The following is a 22909-nucleotide window of genomic DNA, read 5'->3' on the forward strand; positions in this document are numbered from 1 at the left end:
GTTCACTAAAACTATTCTAACCTGTACCTGTTGTATTCATAAAATTAGATTATAGTTTGTAATTTAGCTGGATGAAATTAAGAATATTATCATTATTTACAATCATTTTTATGTTTACTATGTCTTCCATGGCACAAGAGCAACCATGGAAGGAGCATAATAAATGGATTTGGGGACCTTCCGTAGGTTATCAGTATCAAAGTGGTAATTTTCTGAAAGTTTCAGGCTGGGGATTGTTTGCCCCTAATGATTTTCAATATATGAAAATTGATGCCGGCGCTAATTTCAGCTGGATGGGAGGTAAAACAACTGTCATTCCAGAATTGGGGTTCACCTATTACCTAAATGATTTTGTTCTGTTCCCTTTTGTGAAAGCTGAACTCACACCTTACACAATAACACCTAAAGTCGGAGCTAGTCTCTTTTCTATTGTCGATCTCGGTATAGGTTATGGATTTGACTATAACACGAAGAAAAACTTTAAGCCAATTGAAGGGTTTACTGTGTCGGTCGGTGTCAATATTCCGCTTAATTTTCATATTTATTAATAGAAGCATGCAAAGTAAGATTTCCTATCTTTTTCTCGTTGTATTTATCTTATTGGCTCTTATTGGACGTGTTAGAGCACAAGATTACTTAATCGGCCCTACCTTGAGCTACCAATTTCAAAAGGGAAGTATAGTAAAAAGTGGCGCTTATTTTGCTTTTCCCGTTGTTGGTGATCATATTTTGCGAGCCGATGCCACAGCCAACTTTACCTGGACTCAAAAGAAATTTGCCGTCATCCCTGAGGCTGCGGTAACTTATTATCCTCAAACATATGTTCTGACTCCGTTTTTTCGTACAGAACTTAGTCCTTATACTATAACACCGAAAGTTGGGTTGAGCTTAGCGACTTTATTGGATATTGACTTGGGATATGGATTTTCAATCAGTGACAAAAAAGATTATAACCCTATAAAGGGATTCGCAGTATCTCTACGATTCAGTATTCCGCTAAATTATCGAATCAATATGTAGTTTGATTTTCTTTGTGTCTCATTAGCCTAATTAAATACTCCAAAATCCTAGTTTGGCAAGATCATTTTTGATTATGGTCTGTTTCTTTTTTAATTTCTTGTGCTACAGTGTTTTTAATCTCTTTTGGACTAGTTGTCAAGCCACTTCTTGAATGCGGTGACTCTTTCCCGTGAAACAATGAGCTCATCCGATGTATAGTGCTTAAGGTATATTTTCAACCGGGCATTGGAATGTACAGCAATACTTTTGATGGCGTCAAATTGAACGATAGTGCTTCGGTTGATCCTGAAAAAATCTTTAGGGGACAATTGCGGTACCAAACCGTCCAATGTCTGATCCAAAAGATAATTTTCATTTTCATTGGTATAAAGATAAGTGCCTTTGTTCTCACTATAAATACATTCAATATTCTGGGTTGTCACTAGTTTTATGTTTTGGCCAAGTTTTATTGTAAAGCGTTCCTTGTAGGTAGGTAAAGCGTTGCTAAACAAAGCTTCTAACGATGTTAGGTCGAAATGGGTATTGGGTCGCCTAAAATGAAGGAATTTTTCAACTGCATTTTTCAATTCTTCATCATCAATCGGCTTAAGTAAGTAATCAATGCTGTTTTGTTTAAACGCACGTAACATATATTCATCGTATGCAGTGGTAAAAATAATAGCCGCACTTGGCTTAACCTGTTCGAGAATATCAAATGAAATCCCATCAGCGAGTTGGACATCCAAAAAAAGTAGATCAGGTTCAGTATTTGACATAAACCATTCTACAGATTCCTCGACAGTTTGCAGTACCGCAGATACTGTGTAACCCATGTTCTCCAATTTTCTTTGGAGTAGTCTCGCTGATGGGAGTTCGTCTTCTATGATTAATATTTTCATGGCTTGTATAGGGTGCTTATTTGTCGTCGGATCTTTGTGTTTTTAATTTAGTGCCCGTTACAGCGCAAGAGTTTGGGGGCGGGGCGCAATTTCTTTGATAATCGGTAGCGCAACTGAAAACAGGATATCACTTTCCTCAATATACACGGGTAAATCGGAGAGTATTGCATACCGCTCCTGAATATTTTTTAGGCCAATTCCCGAGTGGCCATGGAGCACCTTCTTCTTTTGAAGATTATTATCAACATAGAGGTAATCATTTTTTCGATAAATCTTTAATAAAAGAGGTTTTCTAAGTGACACAACATTGTGTTTGATCACGTTTTCGATCAGTAGTTGAAGTGAAAGAGGTAGAATAAATCCCTTACGCTGCTCATCATTGATCTCTAAATCGATCTGAATTCCCGCTTCGAATCGAAGACTTAACAGATTCAGATAGGCTGTTGAAAAAGTGAGCTCATCCTGCAGTGAGACGAAACTTTTATCTTTATGCTCCAAAACATAGCGATAGATTTTAGAAAGATCAGTGGTAAACATGCTGGCCTTTTTGGGACTCTCCTCAATTAAACCATTTAATACATTCAGACTGTTGAACAGAAAATGCGGATCGAGTTGATTCTTGAGCGATTCAAATTGTGCTGCTATTAGTTCCTTTTCTTGTTGAAATTCCTTGATTTGATAGTCTTTGAACCTTTTATAAAAGTAGAGACCAAAGAAAATCATTGAAATGCACCATGATATCATCGCCGTTTGAAAGTAGTATGCAACACGCTGCTGATGAGTGAAATGGTGAAAGCGCTGAGCGAAGCTTTTAGTAACTCCCGGGTAGAATAGGCCTGAGAAAAAAGCATTCACAATAAAAACGACTACTATGGTCAAGAAGAAACTGACACTATAAAAGATAAGCATCTTTTTCCCAAAATCTTTACTGTTAGGGTATTTATTCCCTACCCATTTCGACAGATAGTTATGGCCTAGGAAAAGAAAAAATCCGTATAAAAGACCTCTGGCCATATTAGGGTGAAAAATAATGGATGTCCAAGGGACATCGTTATGGTCAAGCTTGGCCATAACCACAAAATAAGTGCTTACGACGAAGCTTGCCAATAACGCTTGTATAATTGCTTTAAACGGTGCTTTTTTCACAAAGTATTAATTGCATTCTTTTAACAGTTGTTCTGCCCGATCTTTGCCCCATGATGGCGCAAAGGGAATGGAGACTTTTTGTTCATTGAATAAAGATAGTGCTTTCTTGACATCCTCACATTCTTTACGGGTATCTTGATTGAAATATTTTTTTGCGTTCATTTGGAATTCTGCGAGGCCCAATACTGCTCGTGGATTATTGGGGGCTAATGCAAGTGCTTTCTTATAAAGGCCCATGATGATAGGCGACAGTTCCTTCCCTTTTGTCATTGGATCGGTTATCATTAATGCTGTCTTGTTCATTGCCCGTAAAATAAGCCATTCAGGATTATTGTCTTGTGCAGTGCTTTTCAAAATATCTTCCGCAGATTGTATATATTTCGCTTGTGTTTCTTTATTTTTCTCTTTAAAGGAAGCAGTTGTGAACACCATTGCTTGATAATACGCTGGTATCCAGTTGTTTTTTTCTACCTGTGAAATACGTTCGAGAAGAGCTGCCGCCTTTTTTGTCTCTCCTGACTGCCATAAACCCATGGCCTGGCCCATACTTTTTTCAAAATTGCTCTGTGCAAATGTTGTACTGCTTATTAAACAGATAATGGCGATAATAATCGATTTCATAATTTTTAGTTTAGTAGTAAGTATTTTTTTGTTATTGTCTCTTCGAGTTTACAGGGGTGAAGTTGCGTATCGTTGCTCTCAATTAAAAACAAATTTGGATGAACCGACGTATTTCCCTGATGAGCTGTTGCTTCCTATAGATTGTCCAGTTGATTGTCTTTGTCGTTTTTACTGATCGTCCAGAAATACCCAAGAAAAACAAATCGTTTGGCTGTAGGGACAATCGGTCTACGGTTATAAATTCCCTGTGCATTTGGTTGATCTGCATACTGATAACCGTAGATCGGTGAAGCGCCGAGAACGTTACTGACGGAGAAATGGATAATTTTTTGTTGGCTATAGAGAAATGACCAGCTCATGGATAGATTATTATAACCCCTGATGTGGCCATCCATAAAGGAGCTTTGGTTAGGATCGTTATAATTTCTGCCCGATACGTAAGCGTTAGTCAAACTGAGTTGTGAACGAAGGCTTGAAAACCAATATTTTCCAACGATATTAAAACTATGTTTATAAACATAAGGCGGAGTAACAGTAGATGGATAGTTCGCTTCATTTCTCTTGCTGTCTGTGTAGGAATAGGATATCCAGTACTGTAGGTTTTTTACACTGCTGCTGTTTTTGTAAAATAGGTCAAAGCCTTTGACATCTCCGCTTCCATTATTGTCATATTGGCTATTATATTGAGGTGTTACACTATTGTATTTAACCAAGTTGTTGTAAGTTTTGCGGTATGCCTCTAAGCGAAGTAGATGTCCTCCACGCGCATAGAAATAATTTGCGATATAATGTTTGGCCCCTAACCAGTCGAGCTGAGGAGCATATTTTAATACTGGTGTAGGTGCCTGCTGATGGAAGTTCCCGTAAGCAACAGAGAGCTGGGTATATTTATTTAACGCGTAGCCCAGCGAAGCCCTCGGTTCTAACGTTTTCTTGTTTTGCAAATTGGAAGAGGTTTCTCGCAGGCCGATCTTCCCAATCAAGTTTGGTAAGAAACCAAAGGTCGTTTCAGTATATAGAGCAGTCATTTTGCTTTGGAATCCATACATATAGTCAAGGTCTTGCCGGTGGTATTCTTCTTGATAATTCGTGTCAAAGTATTCTATTCCCCCAATGCTTTTAATCTTGTTGTTCCAGATTTTACTTAGTGTTGCTTTTAAGTGAAGACTCTTTTCATCATTAGGTAGGTAAACCTCTCCGTAAAGAACCTTATCCGTCAGATAGCCTAGGCCTATGCCCGATTCGAGCGTCCAGCGGTTTCCTAAATTCTGGCGGTAGCTGATATTGGTATAGGCGTTGTTGGATTTCTTTTTCACCGGGACAGGGTGTGGGTAATTGATGTCTGCTTGGTAAAGCCCCATATTTTCGAAAGTGTAAGCCCCATAAATATTTAGAAAGCCTTCTTTAAATTGATGGCGATAAATCATTTCTCCAGCGGCATTTTCATAGGGCTTCGTCCAGTTAATATCTGGTGTAATAATTTTTGAATAGGGGCTTAGGTTTGTATAATTGCTGTTGAAGGTTAGCGAATTTTTGCCCCATTGTAAAGTATGCCCTAAACCTAATCCAACGGAAGATAGCGAAAGTTCTGTTTTGGGTTGTTCTATCGTGTTTTCGGTATTCAGGGCTAGAATGCTCGACAGTGCATTTCCAAATTCTGCAGAATAGCCCCCAGTAGAAAAATTCACGCCCTTAAATAACATGGGCGAAAACCTGCCCCTGACAGGAATTTCATTAGGCGTTGCGGTATAAGGTTGGGCGACTCTGATACCATTTATGTAAGTCTGTGTTTCGGAAGCATCTCCACCGTGGACCATAAGACGTCCATTTTCTCCTCCAACCTGTGCTCCAGGCAATGTGGCCAGCGCGCTGATGATATTGCCCATACTTCCTGCGGTAGTAACGATATCTAAAGGGCTCATTACGGTGTTTTTACCAGAACTATTTGCTTGCAGAATACCTGCTTGAATGGTGACTTCCTGTAAGCGATTTTCGCTTTCTAGCATTTGTATAGTCAGAAATTCTTTTTGTGGCAGTTGGATAGACTTGCTGTATAGGGGAAAGCCAACAACGGATGCTTTGATGATTTTAACTCCTTGCTCATTCGTTTCAAAAGCAAAGTTGCCAAGTGAATCTGTGGTGCCGCCATCGTAGCTACCATCGATATAAATATTGGCCAAATAAATAGGTTTACCATTTTTGCCGACTACTTTTCCTTTTAGAATAGACTGTGCAAATAGGATGTTAATGGAAATAAATAGTAAGGTTAATAACAGCTTCATTTTCTTTATATTTTGCTCAAATATGGCTGATAGTACCATTTACTGCTAAAAAGAGTGGATGGAATGTCAAAATATCGTGATGAATTGAGGTATCCCAATTTTATGCTGTAAATTGATGCCGAAAAGTACTGTTTGATAACAGAAGTGTGCGCTGTAATTTAAGTCAAGAAAAAGCGAATAACTATTTTAAATGACTGTTAGTTTGCTGTGCGAATGTTGACTGTGTTAAAATTCTTGACGGCTATGATGTACCAATAGTGAAACATTCCCAAGTGATTGGCTAACTGGAAAATAGCTACGAGCAATCATTTAACGAGCAATCATTTAAACTGGCTTTCGAAAATATTACAGTTTTTTTCGATTCATCCACAATATATAGCAAGTCCCGATGCGCAGGGCAAAAGAATCGGTAACACCAACATGAATAATTTTACGCGTTTAGAACAACCAACAGGCCGGCTTATTACAGTCGATGACAAAGAATATCTTTTTTTTGGAGGAACCTCGTATTTAGGTTTGGCAACTGATCACACGTATGCATCTATTTTTATAGAAGGTATACAACGCTATGGCATAAATAACGGGACTTCGCGAAATAATAATGTGCAACAGGCAATCTATGACCAAGCGGAAAGATATGCGGCGAGGCGTTTTGATTTTGAAGCGAGTTTATTGCTTTCCAGTGGATATCTAGCTACTCAATTTTTGATTAAGACATTGGCCGGCGAAGGAGAATTGCTGTATGCCCCCTCCTGTCACCCCTCGTTGTGGCTAGACGAAAAACCTGTCGTAGCGGGAAGTTTTATTGACTGGGCCAATTCAACTGTTGCATATATTAACCAATCGGTTCAAAAATCCTTTATTATTGTCAGCAACAGTCTCGATAATATGAAGCCGGAGATTTATGACTTTACTGTCTTTGCACAGATTAATCCAAGCAAGCGGGTTTTGTTGCTGCTGGACGATTCTCATGGAATTGGTGTTATGCGAAAAAATAGTATTTCGTTCGATAAGAGCCGTTTTAATTTGGCTAATATTGAACTGATTGTCGTGGCTTCATTAGCGAAAGGGCTGGCAACAGATGCGGGTTTGATTCTGGCAGATGAGCAGCGGATCCAAAAGCTAAAAAAATCCAATTTTTATACCGGTGCATCTCCGAGTTCGCCTGCGAGCTTATATGCATTTGTACATGGAGAGGAGATCTATTTACAGCAATTCAAAAAACTGCAGTACAACAGCAGTTATTTCAAAGCACGTATAATGTCCAGATTAAATGCTGTGCCTAATTTTCCTGTCTTTTCATCAACAGACATCAACCTTTATGAAAGACTGATGGCGTCAGGTATATTGGTTTCGAGCTTTCCCTATCCGCTTGCTACAGACCCGCTATTGAACCGTATTGTGGTGAATGCACATCATAGCGAAGCGGATTTGGATCGGTTAAGTCATGCTATTGGCATATATTGATTTTTATCGCGCAACTAATGAGTCAACATCTTGTAAATTAGATAATTGTTTTTATTTTTGGACTTTATTTTAATGGTTGGATAAAACTAGGATCTCGTTAAATGATTGTAAATGTTTGGCTTTTGGAAGCTTATTTATCAAAAAAGTATTTAAATAATTTCCATTACTCATTTTAAAACAATACTTTTGCATCCCCAAACATTAGTTGGCTTAAGGGTTGAAAAATAAATAATTACAGTAAAATAGATATGACTAAAGCAGAAATTATTGCAGAGATCTCTACCAAAACTGGCTTAGAGAAGGTAGATGTTCAAGAAACCGTAGAGGCGTTCTTTAAAGTTGTCAAAAACGCAATGATCGGAGGAGAAAATGTATATGTAAGAGGTTTTGGGAGCTTCGTAGTCAAAAAAAGAGCTGAGAAGACTGCAAGAAACATTTCAAAAAATACAGCAATCATTATCCCTGAACACTTTGTTCCTAGTTTCAAGCCAGCTAAAATTTTCGTAGAGAAAGTAAAGAATGGCAATAAATAATCTTTAAAATAGATTAACATGGCAAAAACCAAACAGATAATAGTAATAGGATCAGTAGTAGCCTTGGTTGCTGTGCTTTTGGCGCAGCCTATTAAAGGTTTGGTGAACAAAGAAAAACAAACTGCTGCAGCATCTGGATCGAAGCCTTCCAATGAAATAAATTTGGAAAATATATCTTCGATGACAAAACAAGGTTTAGATGCTAGTTTAGTCAAAGAAATTTCCGATATTGAGGGCCAAGTTGCAAAAGCTTCTGGAGAGGATAAGATAAAGCTGTTGCAACAGTTGGCAGATAAGTGGGATGATGTCGCTAAACCAGCCCCTCAGGCTTTCGTCTATGAGGAAATGGCAAAGGTTTCACCCAAATTTGAGTATTGGTTGAAAGCAGGTAACGCGTATCGTGCTGCTTATACAAATTTGCAAGATTCTACTTTAGCGCAGGCGTTGAATCAAAATGCTATTCATGCCTATGAGGCGGCGTTAAAAGCGAATACAAGTAGTTTGGACGCAAAAACAGGATTAGGTGCCGCAATGGTATCAGGAACGAATAATCCCATGGCAGGTATTGCCTTATTGCGGGAAGTCGTTGCTGCAGATCCTAAAAATTTAGAGGCAAATAAAACTTTGGGATTGTTTTCATTACAGTCCCGTCAGTTTGACAAAGCCATCGAGCGTTTTAAGACCGTTATCGATCAAAAACCCGATGCTGAGTCATACTTTTACTTAGCCACGGGCTACGAAAATATTGGGATGAAAAAGGAAGCTGTGACTGCTTTTCAAAAAAGTAAGGAACTGGCAGCCGATCCTTCCCTATCACAATTCATTGATCGAAAGATTGCTGAATTGAGCAAGTAATTAATTTATTATTTTATAATCATTAAAAAATTTAGCTATGCCAAGCGGAAAAAAAAGAAAAAGACACAAGATGGCTACTCACAAACGTAAAAAACGTTTAAGAAAAAATAGACACAAGAAAAAATAGTCTTGTGATGAGCTTTTAAACATCTTGGCCCATTTTGCTGAGATAGCTTTACGAAACGATCTACATGTCTGTGAAGGGTATGTAGATTGTTTTTTTCGTAACAACGTTCTTTAAATGTTTAATCGGATACCAAAGATTGCGATAGGATATTGCATAGGTATCAAAAATGAGTAGCTTTTGGTAAAGGAATTAATTATCGATTCAACTCCTGATAAAGGGGTAACTATTGCTTTACTTCAAGATAAGCAGCTTGTTGAACTTAACCGCGAGCCCGCAAATAATAACTTCGCCGTTGGAGATATCTATCTCGGACGTATTAAGCGAATTATGCCAGGGCTTAATGCAGCATTCGTAGATGTGGGCTACGAAAAGGATGCTTTTCTACATTATTTAGATTTGGGTCCGCAAGTTCAATCTTTGCTAAAGCTTACCCGTATAGTCAAGAATGGCAGTTATCAAGAGAAACTGCTCAATAGTTTAAAACTTGAAAAGGATATCGATAAAGCTGGTAAGATCTCTGATGTCTTGAGCAAAAATATGCTCGTGCCAGTACAAATCGCCAAAGAACCCATTTCAACAAAAGGACCGCGTCTGAGTTCAGACCTTTCAATAGCAGGTCGTTTTGTCGTTCTGGTACCTTTCTCAAGTACTGTTTCCATTTCCAAGCGTATCAAAGGTAGTAACGAACGCAACCGTCTCAAGAAGATTGTCGAAGGAATTAAGCCTGCAAATTTTGGCGTGATTATCCGTACAGTCTCTGAAGGTAAGGGGGTCGAAGAACTACAACGTGACTTATTGGACCTGATCTCAAAATGGGAGCTATTTACCAAACGTCTTCGTAATGCTGAACCGCCGCAAAAGGTTCTTGGAGAAATGGATCGTGCATCCACTATTCTACGGGATATTTTGACCGACGAGTTTTCGCATATTTATGTTAATGATCCTTCGATCTTCGAAGAAACAAAATCATATATACACGATATATCTCCAGATTTGGAGAAAATTGTCAAGCTTTATAAACATAAAGAGCCAATTTTTGATCATTTTGGAGTTGAAAAGCAAATTAAGGCAGCTTTTGGCAAAACGGTAACATTACCAGGTGGTGCGTATCTCGTTATTGAGCATACCGAAGCCTTACATGTTATTGATGTCAACAGTGGTAACCGCTCTGCGAATAAGGAGAATCAGGAAGACAATGCATTGCTGGTCAACATGGAAGCAGCAAAAGAAATTGCGCGACAGCTGCGTTTGCGTGATATGGGTGGAATTGTAGTCATCGATTTTATCGATATGCATAAACCCAATCATCGAAAAGAGCTGTATACATTCTTAAAAGAATGTATGGCATCGGATAGAGCAAGACATACGATTTTACCACCAAGTAAATTTGGATTGGTGCAAATTACACGTCAGCGCGTCAGACCTGAAATGAATATTGTCACAAACGAAAAATGTCCGGCTTGTGATGGTACAGGTGAGATCCGATCAAGTATTGTCGTGATGGATGATATTGAAAATAATTTGAAATTTATTCTTCAAGAACAAAACGAAAAAAAGGTGACCTTATGTGTTCACCCTTATATAGACGCCTACATTAAGTCTGGTTTGATTTCGAAAAGAATGAAATGGTTCATCAAGTACGGAAAATGGATTAAAGTAAATCCAATGACGTCATATTATCTAACTGAATTCCATTTCTTCAATGCGAAGGATGAAGAAATCAAGTTATAATAGAAAGAGATTAACGAAAAGGGTTAGTAGGAATACTAGCCCTTTTTTGTTTTTATTCCGTTTATTGTTTAAACCCAGTGGATAAATATGCCGTCCTTTTCCATTTTTCGGAAATAAGTCATTTGCCGTTTAGCGTAGCGGTGTATTTCAGTTTCTAATTTAGTAACGAAAGCTGGATAATCGAGCTGTCCAAGAAGGTGGAGTGAGCCATATTTATATTCCAGTCCATAATATTGAAGCTGCTCGTGCGTGATACCTTCACTCAGAAGTTTTCCAACTTCTTCTAAAAAACCTTCTTTTAAACGTTGTTTTAACCTTTGGCTAATGTGCGAACGTCTGGATTCCACTGGCGGATTTAATCCGATCACTATACTGTCAACCATCCGTTGCTGAGCGAGATGATTTGGATTTATCTTTAAAAAAGACAATATTTCTATCGCTCGGATGATTCGCTTTTTAGTAGAAAAATCGATTTGGAAATCTGCCGGTAGTATATATTCCTGGAGACGTTTTAGCAATTCAGCTTCTGAGTACTCAAGCAATGACTCCTTTAGGCCTGCTATCGATGGGATCAAAGCGTATGGGTTTTGTTGGATAACACTTTGAATATATAGGCCTGTACCACCACAAAGAATTGTATGATTTCCTTTTTCTAAAATAGATTGTTGCGCATGGTGAAAGTCCTCGATAAAGTTTCCGAGATGATAGCGTTCTCCCGGTTCGAGAATATCAATAAGATGGTAGGGAATGTTTTGATATTCGGATAGGTCTTTTCCCGTGCCGATATCCATTCTCCGATAAATCTGGCGGGAGTCTGCGCTGATGATTTCAGCGCCGATATGCTGGGCCAGTTGTACCGCCAATTTGGTTTTACCGGAGGCAGTTGGGCCTAAAATAACGATAACTTTCTCCTTTGAAACAGCCTGCTGCTCCAAAAGAGAAAGTATAGGATTTAATCTGTCTATCACAGAACAAATTTAGTCCATTTTTCTGTTCCTTCGTTATTTTTTACGACAGTATCGATAAAAGCCATACCTCTTACGCCATCATATACTGTTGGAAAATCTTGTTGTTCTGCAGTAGGAGTTTTTCCTTCACGTATTGCAGTCACAGTTGCAGCAAAATTACGATAGATATTCGCAAATGATTCCAATAAACCTTCTGGGTGACCAGCCGGGACACGGGTGTTGTGTGTTGCAAATGAGCTTAAGGTATAGGGAGCACCATAAGCATTTCCTGTACGATAAAGCTGACGCGGTTGATCAAGCATTTTAATGATTAAATTGTTAGGATCCTCGTTAGCCCATTCCAATCCACCTTTTTCACCATAGATACGGATGCGAACAGCATTTTCTTCACCTGCTGAAATTTGGGAGGCCATTAATACACCTTTTGCTCCATTTTCAAAACGTAAAAGTACCGAACCATCGTCATCCAATAGACGGCCTTCAACGAATGTTGTTAGATCTGCACATAATTCTTCGATTTTTAAACCAGATACATATTCTGCTAAATGTGCAGCATGTGTACCAATATCACCCATAACCAAAGATTTACCAGAACGTTTTGGATCTGCACGCCAGGCGGCCCCAGCATTGCCTTCTCGTTCTGTTAACCGGCTTAACCAACCTTGAGGGTACTCAACAACAATTTTTCTGATCTTTCCGAAGTGACCTTCCTTGACCATCGCTTTTGCTTGTTTAACCATCGGATAGCCAGAATAAGTATGTGTAAGACACAGTGTGCGGCCTGTACGCTCTACAGTTTCTTGTAATTCTTTTGCCTCTTCAACAGATACAGTCATTGGTTTTTCAACCACGACATCAAAGCCTTTTTCCATGGCTAATTTAGCTGGAGCGAAATGCAGAAAGTTAGGTGTTACGATCGTTACAAAATCCATGCGCTCTCCTTCAGGAAGCAAAGATTCTTTCTCGATCATCTCTTCATAGTTTAAATAGACACGCTCAGGTGCTACAAATAGGTCTTCTCCAGATTGTTTTGAAATTTGTGGATCGATACTAAAAGCACCACAAACTAACTCAATCTTGCCATCCATAAAAGCGGCAATACGGTGTACAGCTCCGATAAAGGCATCATTACCGCCTCCAACCATACCCATGCGAAGTTTTCTCTTCATAACGTTATTATTTTTTGATTATTTATTTTTCAAACCCTTACAGTGTACAATATACACAATTTAGCTTATTTTAGGTATAAAATCATCTTGATGCTACCCATATTTTCCTTTGGAAGGCCATGCGGATATTGTTTAATTAATGCATTTAACTCTTCTTTATTACGATAAACATGTCTTTTTGTGTCTGCTACCCAAAAGTTGATCGGAGCTGTTATTTCTTTCACAACAAAGCCGATTTTTTCCAAAGAGGAGTGCTGGCTCCAATCGCGATCGGTGAAGGTCATAATATCTCCAGGTGAAAAATCTTTGCAGAAAGCTTTGATCAATTTGCTTAACCCACCGATTACATTGAATCCCGCTTTGTTACAAAAGCGTATCAGCTCGAAAGAACGATAGTCATCCTCCTTGTCCATCATGCGGCGCCCCCCAGAGAATATAGCGACAGCAACAAGCTCGCCCTTCTCAAAGAGTCCATAACGATATTTACCTGGCAGAGCACCCTGTAAATGATGTTCCACGAGGAACTGTAAGCTTGTCTTTTTATCGATCCGTGCCACCACAGTCTTGCGTGCGAAGATAGATTTGTTGTTTTTAGTTCGCGAAACAATACGCTTGACGATGAGTTCAAACTTGGTTGTTAATAGGTCTTCATCAATATGAATACAAGTTTCGGAAGTTTGGCTCCTAATAGGTTTATTGTTAGGGTATAATAATATGGTTGTTGTTAATTCAAGGGAGGATATTTGTATAAATCCATCAACTTCAAAGAGTTGTAATGAGACTTCAAGCGCTTGCTCAAGTCTAAGCTTAAACTGTGTTGACAGCTGTATAAACGATGGATCCATAAAACAAAAGTAACTTTTGTGGAAGTCTTCACGAAATATTCGATTTTAATAATTATCCGTACCTTTGTAAGCGAGCGTATAATGGTGCTATAGCGTATCTTTGGTTTAAAAGCAGAGCGAATCAGGTTCAGAAATTAGTCGAACATGAATCAAAATTTAATTGTGCAAAATTTCAATAGGTACGAAATGACCTTTAAGAACAAACGACGTGTCGTGTACTCCTACGATTAGGAGTATCTGCACTTATATAAATAATTATTTACATATGAAACTTCCGATAGTGGCGTATGGCGATCCTGTATTAAGAAAGGTCGCTGAAGAAATAGATGAAGACTATCCTGATTTAAAGAAATTGATTGATGATATGTTCGATACCATGTATGCGGCGCATGGTGTTGGCTTGGCGGCACCGCAGGTAGGCTTGCCTATACGTATGTTCGTTATCGATGCAACTCCTTTTGCAGAAGATGACGAAGAAAACAAAGAAATGCTTCAATCGTTCAAAAAGGTTTTTATCAACCCGATCATGGTAGAAGAGTCTGGTGAAAAATGGACCTTCGGAGAAGGATGCTTAAGTATCCCAGATATTAACGAGGATGTATTACGTCATCGGAATATCCGTATCAATTACCTGGATGAAAACTTCGAGGAACACGAAATGGATCTCACTGGTTTAGCTGCCCGCGTGGTTCAGCACGAATATGATCATATTGAAGGAAAGTTGTTTACCGATAAATTGAGTACGTTGAAAAAAACGATGTTGAAAAGTCGGCTGGATGCCATTTCGAAAGGAAATATCCGCGTTGGTTATAAAATGCGATTCCCACAGCAAAAGAAAAAGCGTTAGTCTGTACTAACGCTTTTTCTTTTATCTCTCCTCCTTGTTTAGCGATTGGAGTTTCGAAGCACAAGGTTCGATCGTTCCAGTCCTCTTTACAATTTACTGTTGAAACCCAATAAATAGTCCATCAAAACCTCTGACAGTGAATTTAATCGGGGTAAGGGATTCCACTCAATCCAGGCGAGGTAAGTATAAACGATATTTAACGGCAGTCATTCGTATAAAAAATACAACTGCAGCTCCGATAAAGGCTGCCCACGAAACATCAAGATCAAGGTGCACCAATAAAATATACATGAGACCACCACCTAAACAGGCTGTAGCATATACTTCTTTCTTAAAGATGAGCGGTGTTTCATTCAACAGGACATCGCGTGTCATGCCTCCACATACGGCAGTAAACATTCCAAAGATAATGGCAGCATAGGTATTACTTTCATAATTCAGTGACTTTTGCACCCCTAAGATGGTAAAAAAGCTAATTCCGATGGCATCAAAAAGTGTCAATGTACGATAATAACCATACAATTGTCTATTGAAGATAATGGCAATTAAAATTCCGATGAAAATAGCGATGAGATAATTGCTGTCATTTACCCAGACTGGGCGCAGATTTAAAAAAATGTCCCGCATTGATCCCCCGCCAATGGCGGTAACAAAACCTAAAAAGGCCGCTCCAAAAATATCAATATCCTTACGTTTTGCTGAAAGGGTACCTGATATTGCAAAAAATAAAGTGCCAAGCAAATCGCTTAGATAAAAATAGTTGGCATCTGTAATCATGGTAATCCTTTTAAGTAATTTTCATTATAATCTCCAGTTGGCGCCGCATTGTATAAAGGCATTTCCAATTGGAAAAACTTCCCTTCCCTGGACAAATTTAAGAGAAATCCTGATAGTTTAAATTCACCTATAGCAAATTGCTTTTAGGCTAGCAGGGCCTTGTACATCCTCCAATCTTAAGTGTTCGATGATCCGCGCAATGATGTCCGTATCATGGATGGCATGTATATATAACATTAAGATCTTCCAGAATTTCCTCTGATCAATATATTTGCAAAAAAAAATGCCATTGATATGCTGTTTTTTTGGTTCGTTCCAATGAAGAGCGGAATGATGGATTTAAAATTTTAGAAGCGGAAACCTGTACTGAAATAAGGGTACCAGCCTTCATCCGATCTTGTCATCACAAAATGTAAGGGAAGTGCATCTGCGACGATGTAATATATGCCCCCGCCCACACCTTGATGAAACTTACCACTATTGTAGCCTTTTGCCCATACCTTACCAATATCGTACATGCCCATGAGTCCAAATTCACCCGGGAGAACATAGCTCCTGACATCCTTTATTTTAAGACGTGCCTCTAAATTATTATAAAGCATCTGCTGTCCTGCAAATCGATATTGGCGAAATCCTCTAAGGTTTTCGTGACCGCCTAGAAATAAATATTGATAGAATGTAGGATTTCCGACAACTGCTCCCCCGCCCGTTCTGTTGGCGAATATAATGCCTTCATTGAGTACACTAAAATATCCAGTTATCGCAGCATTTAACTGCGCCGAATTTTTTGAATACTGATTGAGTCCAAAATAAGAATTCAAATCGGCTTTGATATACATTCCTTTACTTGGATTAATCTTTCGATTACGTGAGTCTTGTGTTAAAAAAGCATTGATACCTGCAAAAGCTTTGTCTTTGGTAATCGACAAGCTATCGTAAGAATGTAAAGCCTGAGGATTTAAAATAAATCGATCTTCATTCTCATTAGGATCTAAATGATAAAATTGGATATGTGGACCTACGGCAACGTTTAACGTGGATGAAGGTTTCCATCTTAACTGTGGATTGATATTGAAGATATTAAATCTGCTTCGGTAATATTTTGCACCATACTGTTCCTCTAAAAATGGTGAGTTATTTCCTACACCGAAGAAATTCTGTGTGTTGTCGGGAGCTTTCGCTAAGGCATCGATAACAATATCAGCATCGCCGGCAGCAGCAGTCCATTCGCCTCTATAGTGAATTTTATATGCTCCAGTCCGAAAGGCGGTTGCTACGGTGAGCTGTTGTCTATAGGTAAAGGGGCTTTTTCTAAAGCCACGCTGATGTGTGTAAGCTGCTCCGAGTCCGAGGGAAATACCGTCGTCTGCATTATAGCCGGCAGTAACCAAGGGAAGCCAGGTGTTGTACAGGTTTACCGGAACAAATTGCGTGTTGATGCTATCTTGAGCATAATGAAGCTTTATTTTGTTCTTTTCACCGAGCATAACGGAATTTTTAGTGTTTTCGTAAAGCTGTATCCTTGATTTGCTTTGATTGATAACATAAGTCTTTGGTGTGCTATCGCCTATAATTCTTAGTTTGATGGGAGATTGCGCATTATCGATTAAAACAGAATCTTTTCCGTCACCTAAATAGAGGCGAATCTCTTTTGTAAGGGTATTTTTGTAGGTTTTGTCCATCAAAGTTTTGGTGACTTTGCCTACTTTGTTGATCTTCGAAACTTTGACTTTTAAGTTTTTACTTCCAGTGCTGCATATTTCTACCTTTTCGTTTTTGTCGCTGAGGTGAATATCGACAATGTTATTGATAAAATTGTAATACTCTTCCATCGCAGTTGGCAGTGCATCACGGCGGCTCTGAAGTGTTTTGAAGATTTGTTCTCCACGAATAGTAATGGACGACTGCGGGAGGCTTTGTACGGATTGCCATAACACGGAATCTGTCAGGCGTGTTACAAATTGCTTAACCTCTTTGGCCCATTCCCTGTGGGAGAGCTGATTGCTCGGATGAGCATTTAAGAAGCGCGATTTGAAAAGAGAATAGCGAATGTCGGGGATGCCCGTGGTGAATCCCTGCATGACCGGATTGACGAATTGCTGATAGATGTCTTTCATCAGGAAACCTTGCGTGACACGCAGTGCCTGGTCGCGATCGCGGGGAATAGGAATATAGTCTTTATCCTGATCTGTGCTATCCTGATTCTCATCGTACCATCGCCATTGATCCTCATGTCGGTCCCAATCACTAACCAGGACATCCAACATCCTTGCGCGTAGGTACGCTTTGGCTTTAAAATTGTCGTCATTATCTTCCTGCAACTTTCGCACAGTTTTAGGACTATTGTCTGAATCTCCGAGCGGTTCACGCTCCTCCAGTAGAGCTACTGTATGTTCAAAAAGTGGAGCATATTCGCCTAATAGGCTATCTTGTGCTACAACGCCAATGATTGGATGAGCGTGTGCGACGTTTACGGCATTGGCCAAGGCGGGTATCATCAGCGCGGAATAGGGATGCTGGGCACTGGTGGCATCATCCAATACATCCTGCACAAAGGTACCATGCAATTCTTCTGGTATAAGGGATTCAGTCCTTTTATTGACCGATCGCAACGCCCATTCCCTTCCCATAGAATCTGTTAGTCTTAAAGAAACCGATTGCATTCCACCGCCTTGTTTAACAGGACGCAGACCACCATATAATGTGGAAAGTTGAAGCAGCGGCAAAGTGGTTTCCGCAGCCCATTCTTTGCGGTAGTTTTCGCCAAGGAAGAACTTTTTAAATTTACTGGCTTCACCATATTTTGCGTTTGCTATGACACTTATACTGTCCTTAATAATGGTTTGAGCAAAGGGTGTGCCCTGAATCGTACGCAACCCTGTATGCTTTTGCTGGGAATAAGAATGACTAGCAAGAAAAATAAGAAAGAATGGTACGACCTTTTGCATGCCTATTGTTTTTCAAATTTATAAATGATCCCTTTATCCTGATTGCCGGCTTCGCTGCTGATATAAAGATTGAGTTTTGAATCAAAGTTAATACCTTCGGGTTGAGGAAAGATCTTCGGATCTAATGGAGAGAGCGATTTTACATGAAAATTCTCATCCGTCACAACAAGAGCTTTGTCTACAGAAGATAAGATGTACCACTCCTTGCTATCTGCTTTTTTTGCTAGGGCTGATGGTTTAAAAGTCTTTTTGATTTTAGTATCAAAAGCACGAAGTTCATCAAGCTGAATAGAAAATTCTCCTTTCGGATGGAATTGACTGTTTTCGTCAATTGAAAAGATATATCCAGAGGTTTGTGACTGCTTTCTATCGACCTTGCATTCTTTACATAATACATATGCCTGGTTAGTTTCGCGATCAACAAAAAGCCCTTCATATTCTCCTTTTGGAAGTAAATTCTTCTGTTCGACAACGTTTTTTATATCATCCTTTTCTGAAATGGGAAAAGAATAGATGCTGCCGTTGCTCTTTAAGATAAAGAAGTGTGTATCGCTTATCGAGATATCTTCATAGTCGCCATCTTTCCCAAAAGGGCTGAAGGTGACTTTTTGTGTGGGTTGGTTAAACTTATACAGAAAGCCTTGTTCATCCTGAATGGCATAAATATCATCATCCTGCCCCGGAAGAAAGGTGATCCCGGATATTTCCAGTAATTCGTTAGGTAAACTCATCTTGCTGCCCGAAGATAATGTGTAGGGAATGCTTTGTGATTTTTCAGCTTGAATATGAGCTGGCTTGTTGCTGTTTTCTTTGGTTGTATTATTGGGGTTGCAGGCAAGTAAAATAGCCGAGACTAGACTTAAGATAGCAGTTATATGTAGGTTGGGGTTTTTCATATTATTATATTTTCAATTGATGTGGTCGTGGCGTTTCAGAACGAGCTTAGATGCCATGTTTTTAGTATCGTACTTTCAAGTTAATTATGTTGTGATGAATTACTTATTTGAATAGGTATACTGTTCCATTTAGCTTTTAAATAATCAAGGATTTGCTGTTGCGAAACATTTTTATGCTGCGTTTCTATCGCTTGGTTTTGCCCCTTGTCATTCAGTAATGTAGCTTCGGTGTCGTCCGAAAACTGGATATCGAACATCTCCTGTATTTGATGTGCCAGTGTCGGATTCAGCAGCGGAAAGCAAGTTTCTATACGTCGGTAAATGTTGCGGTTCATCCAGTCTGATGAGCCGAGATAAACGAGCGTTTGGGTCTGATATTGAAAAATAAATATTCTTCCGTGTTCTAAATATCTTCCTACAATCCTTTTCACGGTGATGTTTTCACTTAGTCCCGGTACTTGCGGTTTTAGTCTGCAGATCCCCCTGATCAACAACTCTAGCCTCACCCCTGCCCGGCTCGCTTCATACAATTTGTTGATTAACGATTCTTCTTCCAGATTGTTTAATTTAATTTTTATCGTTGCTGGAGCTCCATCTTGAGCTGCATGGATGGCTCGGTCAATCAGCTCCAAAAACGTAAGCTTGAGGTTGAACTGTGCTACTAGTAGATGTTCAAATGATAGTTCATTTGAGTTGTGGGGTTTCCTTCGGGCTGGAAGAAACTTAAACAGCAAATTTAATTCGTTGGTCAGCAGCTTATTAGAAGTAATAAGGAAGTAGTCCGTATAAACCTTAGCCGTTTTTTCATTTAGATTTCCCGTACCCAGTAAAGCACTTTGTCGACCTGCCTGACGTTTGACCAGTGCTATTTTTGCGTGAACTTTTAAGTTTGGGATACTGTAGGTGATTTTTACGCCGTTCTCTTTCATCAGCCGAGCCCAATGTATATTATTAGCTTCATCAAAGCGCGCTTTTAATTCTACAAATACATTGACCTGTTTTCCATTTTTCGCAGCGGTAGCCAATGCTTGTGCAATATGAGAATCGCCTGCTATACGGTATAAAGTCGTATAAATCTCTTCTACGGATGGATCTAATGCGGCCTCATTAAAAAAGCGTAATATAGGATCGAAGGATTCATAGGGAGTACAGACCAACAGATCTTCCCGGCCAATTTGATCAAAGATAGATTCTTCGAAATTTTTATCGGTATTGATTTGTAGTTGTTTTGGATACGAAAGGTTCTCTATTTTAATCGGGAATGAGAAGAGATCTTTCAAGTTGTGGTAGTTTCCGCCTTCAACAATGCTACTTTTCCGTAGGTCGAATAAGGTTGCCAGTCTTTCAATTAGCGGCTCTGGTAGATTAGGTTGATAGAGAAATCGCGTCGCATAGCCAAGGTCACGTTTGTTGACTTCCGCTTCGATTTTCTGTGCAATATCTCCCTCAAATTCGTCTTGAAGATTTAACTCGGCATCTCTTGTGATTTTAAAGGAATAGAAACTTAATGATAAATTTCGTATAGCCATGGGTAGAAATGCTTTGATAATATCATCTATAAGGACGACATATTTGCCGCTATTGGTCTCGCAGGTGAAAAATCGACCGATATAGTTTGATGGGATGTTTAGGAATGATACTGCTTCTGTATTTTCATCCTTAATGGCGAAGTACAGCTGATTGTTGTCTGGAAAAAATGACGTATCATCTATGGAGATAATTTGCAGATAGGAAGCAACTGTATTAAAAAAATAGTGTGCAGTTAGCCCTTTTATTTCTGCTGGGATAGCTTGGTTGTAAATGAAAAATATACTTTCTTTCGCTAATTCTTGAATAATATCAGTGAGTAGGAACCCGAATTTTTCCTGTTGTTTGTGGATGAATTTTGACGCTTTTTTATATGTAGCGATGTCTATGTTGGGGATAAGCTGTTGCGGGTTTTGTTTTATTATTTTTTTTCCAGCCATCAATACAGGCATTCTAACCCGATAAAATTCATCCAGATTGGAAGAAAAAATAGCAAGAAACTGCAGTTTTTCCAATAGCGGGACCTCTTGACGACCGGCTTGGTCAAGGACCCTATCGTTAAACGACAACCAGCTAATGTCTCTGTTGATATAAAGATCTTTCTTCATCATCCGTATATGTTTTTTGCTGTGGCAGTCTATTTGTGAAAGCATCGATACTTTGATGTCCGCCTATTGTAAGCTAACGATTGAATTCTTCGAACTTTTTTGGATAAAATAAAAGGAAGTACATGCATTTGATTATGAAGTATTTAGATGGAATTTATAGGGGATTAAAATAGGGTTGCTCCGATAAAAGAAACGACTGATATTACAAGTCCAAACATAAAAACTCCATATGCGTATCGTAGAAGTTTGTATTTCCTTCCTAATACCACCCCTTGTGAATAAACATCCTTCGTGAGCATGCCATATAGAAACTCAGAATCGACCATTACCTTTTGCATACCCTCGTTGTAGTCATCGAGTTTCATTTTGTAGAAATTACCAAAAAAGAGCAGATTGACTGATTTTTGTTCGATTTCGTCTTTTGAAAATTTACCGGATGGAATTTTAGGAATTGTAGAGAGTATAGCCATGACCATGGTGGCTACCACGGCAGTTGTTAAGATAATTGTTGGGATAATAAGGTGTTCGTTCGCATCTAGTTTTCGAAATAAAACAGCAATGACGACGGAAAGGATAATAGAATTAACGGTTAATAAAATATTAGCCTTATTGTCTGCCATATCACTTAATCGCTGATTGTTTGAAGAAGTAATCCGGAACATGGTCTCTATTCCGCGTTCAGGCTTGCTACTTTTCTCTTTTTCTTTCTTGTCTTCTTTTTTATTTTCTTTGCTTTTCTTGATTGATTTCTCTTGTTTTTTTTCCAGTTCCTTTAAATTCATCTCCTTTTTGGCATTAAGCTTTTGTTGTGCATATTCAGTATGGTAATGATGGCTCATTAGGAGTTTGATCGTACCGGCTCGCCATACATCTTTGTCAATCTCTTTTCCTAACACCGCTTCCGCTTCTGCTTTCATAAGTTTATTTCTAGTAACAAAATCATCACTTCCAAAATGAAATAAGTCAGCATCGCAGAGAATTTGCTCGAGCAGGTTTGTTGGATCCTGAGGCATTCGAGTTGCTAAAATACAACCTTTAATTTTTTCCTGTATGCCCTGTGGTATGCCTTTTTCTCTCAAAAATTCCAAAGCAATTTCGACACTTCTCTTTTCATGGCCAATCGCATTGTCGGAGTGAACGTACCCAAGATCATGAAAGTAGGCCGCGCTAATAACAATAAAGTGATCCTCCTCTCCCAATTGATAATACAATAAAATTTCCTCCGCCGAACTTACGACGGAACGCGTGTGTATCGTATTATGGAAGCAGTGGCAGATTGAAATATTTTCTGTAATATAATTTTCAGCATATTCTTCTACCTGTTTTAAAAGCTGAGCATAATCTATCATGGATCAATATGATTTTATTTCGAATAAAAGTATTTAATATCTTTAATTTCTTAAAAATAAGGCGTTCTTTTTGTGTACTAGCCTACATCAAATTTACAGAAAAAAGAGCTATTACAATAGCGATTAATTCTCTGCGCTATAATAAATATATTATTGGTATAACCAGATGGCTAATCCACTAATATTTCCATATAATACCTTTGCTTGATGGGGTTTTGCCTAGATAAAGATGAAGTGAATACGATGTTTCATGCTAATAATGTATCAATTTTACTCTTCTTATCCCTTAATTTAGTTTTTGTTTACCTATAGCTT

General features: G+C 38.8%; 19 protein-coding genes. 7 read left to right on the plus strand and 12 right to left on the minus strand.

Annotated features, from left to right (window positions below; all coding sequences use genetic code 11):
- Positions 1-128 precede the first annotated feature (128 nt).
- Together B3139_RS04830 and B3139_RS04835 are read left to right on the plus strand one after the other, a co-directional pair.
- The gene (locus B3139_RS04830; protein ID WP_293880321.1) at positions 129-548 is read left to right on the plus strand and encodes a hypothetical protein; all 420 of its coding nucleotides are present in this window, start codon (positions 129-131) and stop codon (positions 546-548) included.
- Positions 549-555: 7 nt separating this feature from the next.
- The gene (locus tag B3139_RS04835) at positions 556-1020 is read left to right on the plus strand and encodes a hypothetical protein (RefSeq protein ID WP_209576880.1); all 465 of its coding nucleotides are present in this window, start codon (positions 556-558) and stop codon (positions 1018-1020) included.
- A gap of 128 nt (positions 1021-1148) precedes the next feature.
- On the opposite strand, the gene B3139_RS04840 is transcribed toward B3139_RS04835, so the two are convergent.
- From B3139_RS04840 to B3139_RS04855, 4 genes are all read right to left on the minus strand, one after another.
- Positions 1149-1898, minus strand: coding sequence for a LytR/AlgR family response regulator transcription factor (locus B3139_RS04840; protein ID WP_209576878.1), 750 nt, complete (start codon positions 1896-1898; stop codon positions 1149-1151).
- 57 nt (positions 1899-1955) lie between these two features.
- On the minus strand, positions 1956-3044 hold the full coding sequence (locus B3139_RS04845; protein ID WP_209576876.1) for a sensor histidine kinase: 1089 nt from the start codon (positions 3042-3044) through the stop codon (positions 1956-1958).
- A 6-nt stretch (positions 3045-3050) separates the two neighbouring features.
- Positions 3051-3665, minus strand: a complete 615-nt coding sequence (locus tag B3139_RS04850) for a tetratricopeptide repeat protein (RefSeq protein WP_209576873.1) — start codon at positions 3663-3665, stop codon at positions 3051-3053.
- A gap of 134 nt (positions 3666-3799) precedes the next feature.
- Positions 3800-5947 (minus strand): TonB-dependent receptor, encoded by a 2148-nt coding sequence (locus tag B3139_RS04855; protein ID WP_209576871.1) that lies wholly within the window; start codon positions 5945-5947, stop codon positions 3800-3802.
- Positions 5948-6367: 420 nt separating this feature from the next.
- Here B3139_RS04855 and B3139_RS04860 point away from each other — a divergent pair, with 420 nt between their 5' ends.
- From B3139_RS04860 to B3139_RS04875, 4 genes are all read left to right on the plus strand, one after another.
- Entirely contained in the window at positions 6368-7414 is a 1047-nt protein-coding gene (locus B3139_RS04860; RefSeq protein WP_293880328.1) for an 8-amino-7-oxononanoate synthase, read from the plus strand.
- Between the two features lie 248 nt (positions 7415-7662).
- Positions 7663-7947, plus strand: coding sequence for an HU family DNA-binding protein (locus B3139_RS04865; RefSeq protein ID WP_046673299.1), 285 nt, complete (start codon positions 7663-7665; stop codon positions 7945-7947).
- Between the two features lie 18 nt (positions 7948-7965).
- Positions 7966-8802 carry a tetratricopeptide repeat protein gene (locus B3139_RS04870; protein ID WP_293880334.1) on the plus strand — a complete coding sequence of 279 codons (837 nt, stop codon included), beginning with the start codon at positions 7966-7968 and terminating at the stop codon, positions 8800-8802.
- A 304-nt stretch (positions 8803-9106) separates the two neighbouring features.
- A complete protein-coding gene (locus tag B3139_RS04875; RefSeq protein ID WP_209576864.1) occupies positions 9107-10660 on the plus strand; it encodes an Rne/Rng family ribonuclease in 1554 nt (517 codons plus the stop codon).
- Positions 10661-10728: 68 nt separating this feature from the next.
- On the opposite strand, the gene miaA is transcribed toward B3139_RS04875, so the two are convergent.
- From miaA to B3139_RS04890, 3 genes are all read right to left on the minus strand, one after another.
- The gene (gene miaA, locus B3139_RS04880) at positions 10729-11628 is read right to left on the minus strand and encodes a tRNA (adenosine(37)-N6)-dimethylallyltransferase MiaA (RefSeq protein WP_293880338.1); all 900 of its coding nucleotides are present in this window, start codon (positions 11626-11628) and stop codon (positions 10729-10731) included.
- Positions 11625-12797: a Gfo/Idh/MocA family protein gene (locus B3139_RS04885; protein WP_293880340.1), complete on the minus strand. Its 1173-nt coding sequence runs from the start codon at positions 12795-12797 to the stop codon at positions 11625-11627. The genes miaA and B3139_RS04885 overlap by 4 nt, the downstream gene beginning before the upstream one ends.
- A gap of 65 nt (positions 12798-12862) precedes the next feature.
- Entirely contained in the window at positions 12863-13642 is a 780-nt protein-coding gene (locus tag B3139_RS04890; RefSeq protein ID WP_293880342.1) for a hypothetical protein, read from the minus strand.
- A gap of 265 nt (positions 13643-13907) precedes the next feature.
- Here B3139_RS04890 and def point away from each other — a divergent pair, with 265 nt between their 5' ends.
- Positions 13908-14489, plus strand: a complete 582-nt coding sequence (def, locus tag B3139_RS04895; RefSeq protein ID WP_293880344.1) for a peptide deformylase — start codon at positions 13908-13910, stop codon at positions 14487-14489.
- Between the two features lie 165 nt (positions 14490-14654).
- On the opposite strand, the gene B3139_RS04900 is transcribed toward def, so the two are convergent.
- The 5 genes from B3139_RS04900 to B3139_RS04920 form a co-directional block, all read right to left on the minus strand.
- On the minus strand, positions 14655-15266 hold the full coding sequence (locus B3139_RS04900) for a trimeric intracellular cation channel family protein (protein ID WP_293880346.1): 612 nt from the start codon (positions 15264-15266) through the stop codon (positions 14655-14657).
- A gap of 347 nt (positions 15267-15613) precedes the next feature.
- Complete coding sequence (locus tag B3139_RS04905) at positions 15614-18214, minus strand: BamA/TamA family outer membrane protein (RefSeq protein ID WP_293880347.1); 2601 nt, start codon at positions 18212-18214, stop codon at positions 15614-15616.
- 2 nt (positions 18215-18216) lie between these two features.
- On the minus strand, positions 18217-19110 hold the full coding sequence (locus B3139_RS04910) for a hypothetical protein (protein ID WP_293880349.1): 894 nt from the start codon (positions 19108-19110) through the stop codon (positions 18217-18219).
- Positions 19111-19190: 80 nt separating this feature from the next.
- Positions 19191-21248, minus strand: coding sequence for a polyphosphate kinase 1 (gene ppk1, locus B3139_RS04915; protein WP_293880351.1), 2058 nt, complete (start codon positions 21246-21248; stop codon positions 19191-19193).
- Between the two features lie 161 nt (positions 21249-21409).
- Positions 21410-22594: a Pycsar system effector family protein gene (locus tag B3139_RS04920; protein ID WP_293880353.1), complete on the minus strand. Its 1185-nt coding sequence runs from the start codon at positions 22592-22594 to the stop codon at positions 21410-21412.
- Between the last annotated feature and the right edge of the window lie 315 nt (positions 22595-22909).

This window comes from Sphingobacterium sp. UBA1498, assembly GCF_002325125.1.
Taxonomy (GTDB): domain Bacteria; phylum Bacteroidota; class Bacteroidia; order Sphingobacteriales; family Sphingobacteriaceae; genus Sphingobacterium.

What these genes read in the sequence shown, in the direction of transcription:
- B3139_RS04905 (WP_293880347.1), bottom strand. Translation starts at nt 18,214, where the DNA reads ATGCAAAAGGTCGTACCATTCTTTCTTATTTTTCTTGCTAGTCATTCT.
- B3139_RS04865 (WP_046673299.1), top strand. Translation starts at nt 7,663, where the DNA reads ATGACTAAAGCAGAAATTATTGCAGAGATCTCTACCAAAACTGGCTTA.
- B3139_RS04920 (WP_293880353.1), bottom strand. Translation starts at nt 22,594, where the DNA reads ATGATAGATTATGCTCAGCTTTTAAAACAGGTAGAAGAATATGCTGAA.
- def (WP_293880344.1), top strand. Translation starts at nt 13,908, where the DNA reads ATGAAACTTCCGATAGTGGCGTATGGCGATCCTGTATTAAGAAAGGTC.
- ppk1 (WP_293880351.1), bottom strand. Translation starts at nt 21,248, where the DNA reads ATGATGAAGAAAGATCTTTATATCAACAGAGACATTAGCTGGTTGTCG.
- B3139_RS04830 (WP_293880321.1), top strand. Translation starts at nt 129, where the DNA reads ATGGCACAAGAGCAACCATGGAAGGAGCATAATAAATGGATTTGGGGA.
- B3139_RS04885 (WP_293880340.1), bottom strand. Translation starts at nt 12,797, where the DNA reads ATGAAGAGAAAACTTCGCATGGGTATGGTTGGAGGCGGTAATGATGCC.
- B3139_RS04850 (WP_209576873.1), bottom strand. Translation starts at nt 3,665, where the DNA reads ATGAAATCGATTATTATCGCCATTATCTGTTTAATAAGCAGTACAACA.
- B3139_RS04870 (WP_293880334.1), top strand. Translation starts at nt 7,966, where the DNA reads ATGGCAAAAACCAAACAGATAATAGTAATAGGATCAGTAGTAGCCTTG.
- B3139_RS04890 (WP_293880342.1), bottom strand. Translation starts at nt 13,642, where the DNA reads ATGGATCCATCGTTTATACAGCTGTCAACACAGTTTAAGCTTAGACTT.
- B3139_RS04860 (WP_293880328.1), top strand. Translation starts at nt 6,368, where the DNA reads ATGAATAATTTTACGCGTTTAGAACAACCAACAGGCCGGCTTATTACA.
- B3139_RS04840 (WP_209576878.1), bottom strand. Translation starts at nt 1,898, where the DNA reads ATGAAAATATTAATCATAGAAGACGAACTCCCATCAGCGAGACTACTC.
- B3139_RS04900 (WP_293880346.1), bottom strand. Translation starts at nt 15,266, where the DNA reads ATGATTACAGATGCCAACTATTTTTATCTAAGCGATTTGCTTGGCACT.
- B3139_RS04855 (WP_209576871.1), bottom strand. Translation starts at nt 5,947, where the DNA reads ATGAAGCTGTTATTAACCTTACTATTTATTTCCATTAACATCCTATTT.
- B3139_RS04910 (WP_293880349.1), bottom strand. Translation starts at nt 19,110, where the DNA reads ATGAAAAACCCCAACCTACATATAACTGCTATCTTAAGTCTAGTCTCG.
- B3139_RS04835 (WP_209576880.1), top strand. Translation starts at nt 556, where the DNA reads ATGCAAAGTAAGATTTCCTATCTTTTTCTCGTTGTATTTATCTTATTG.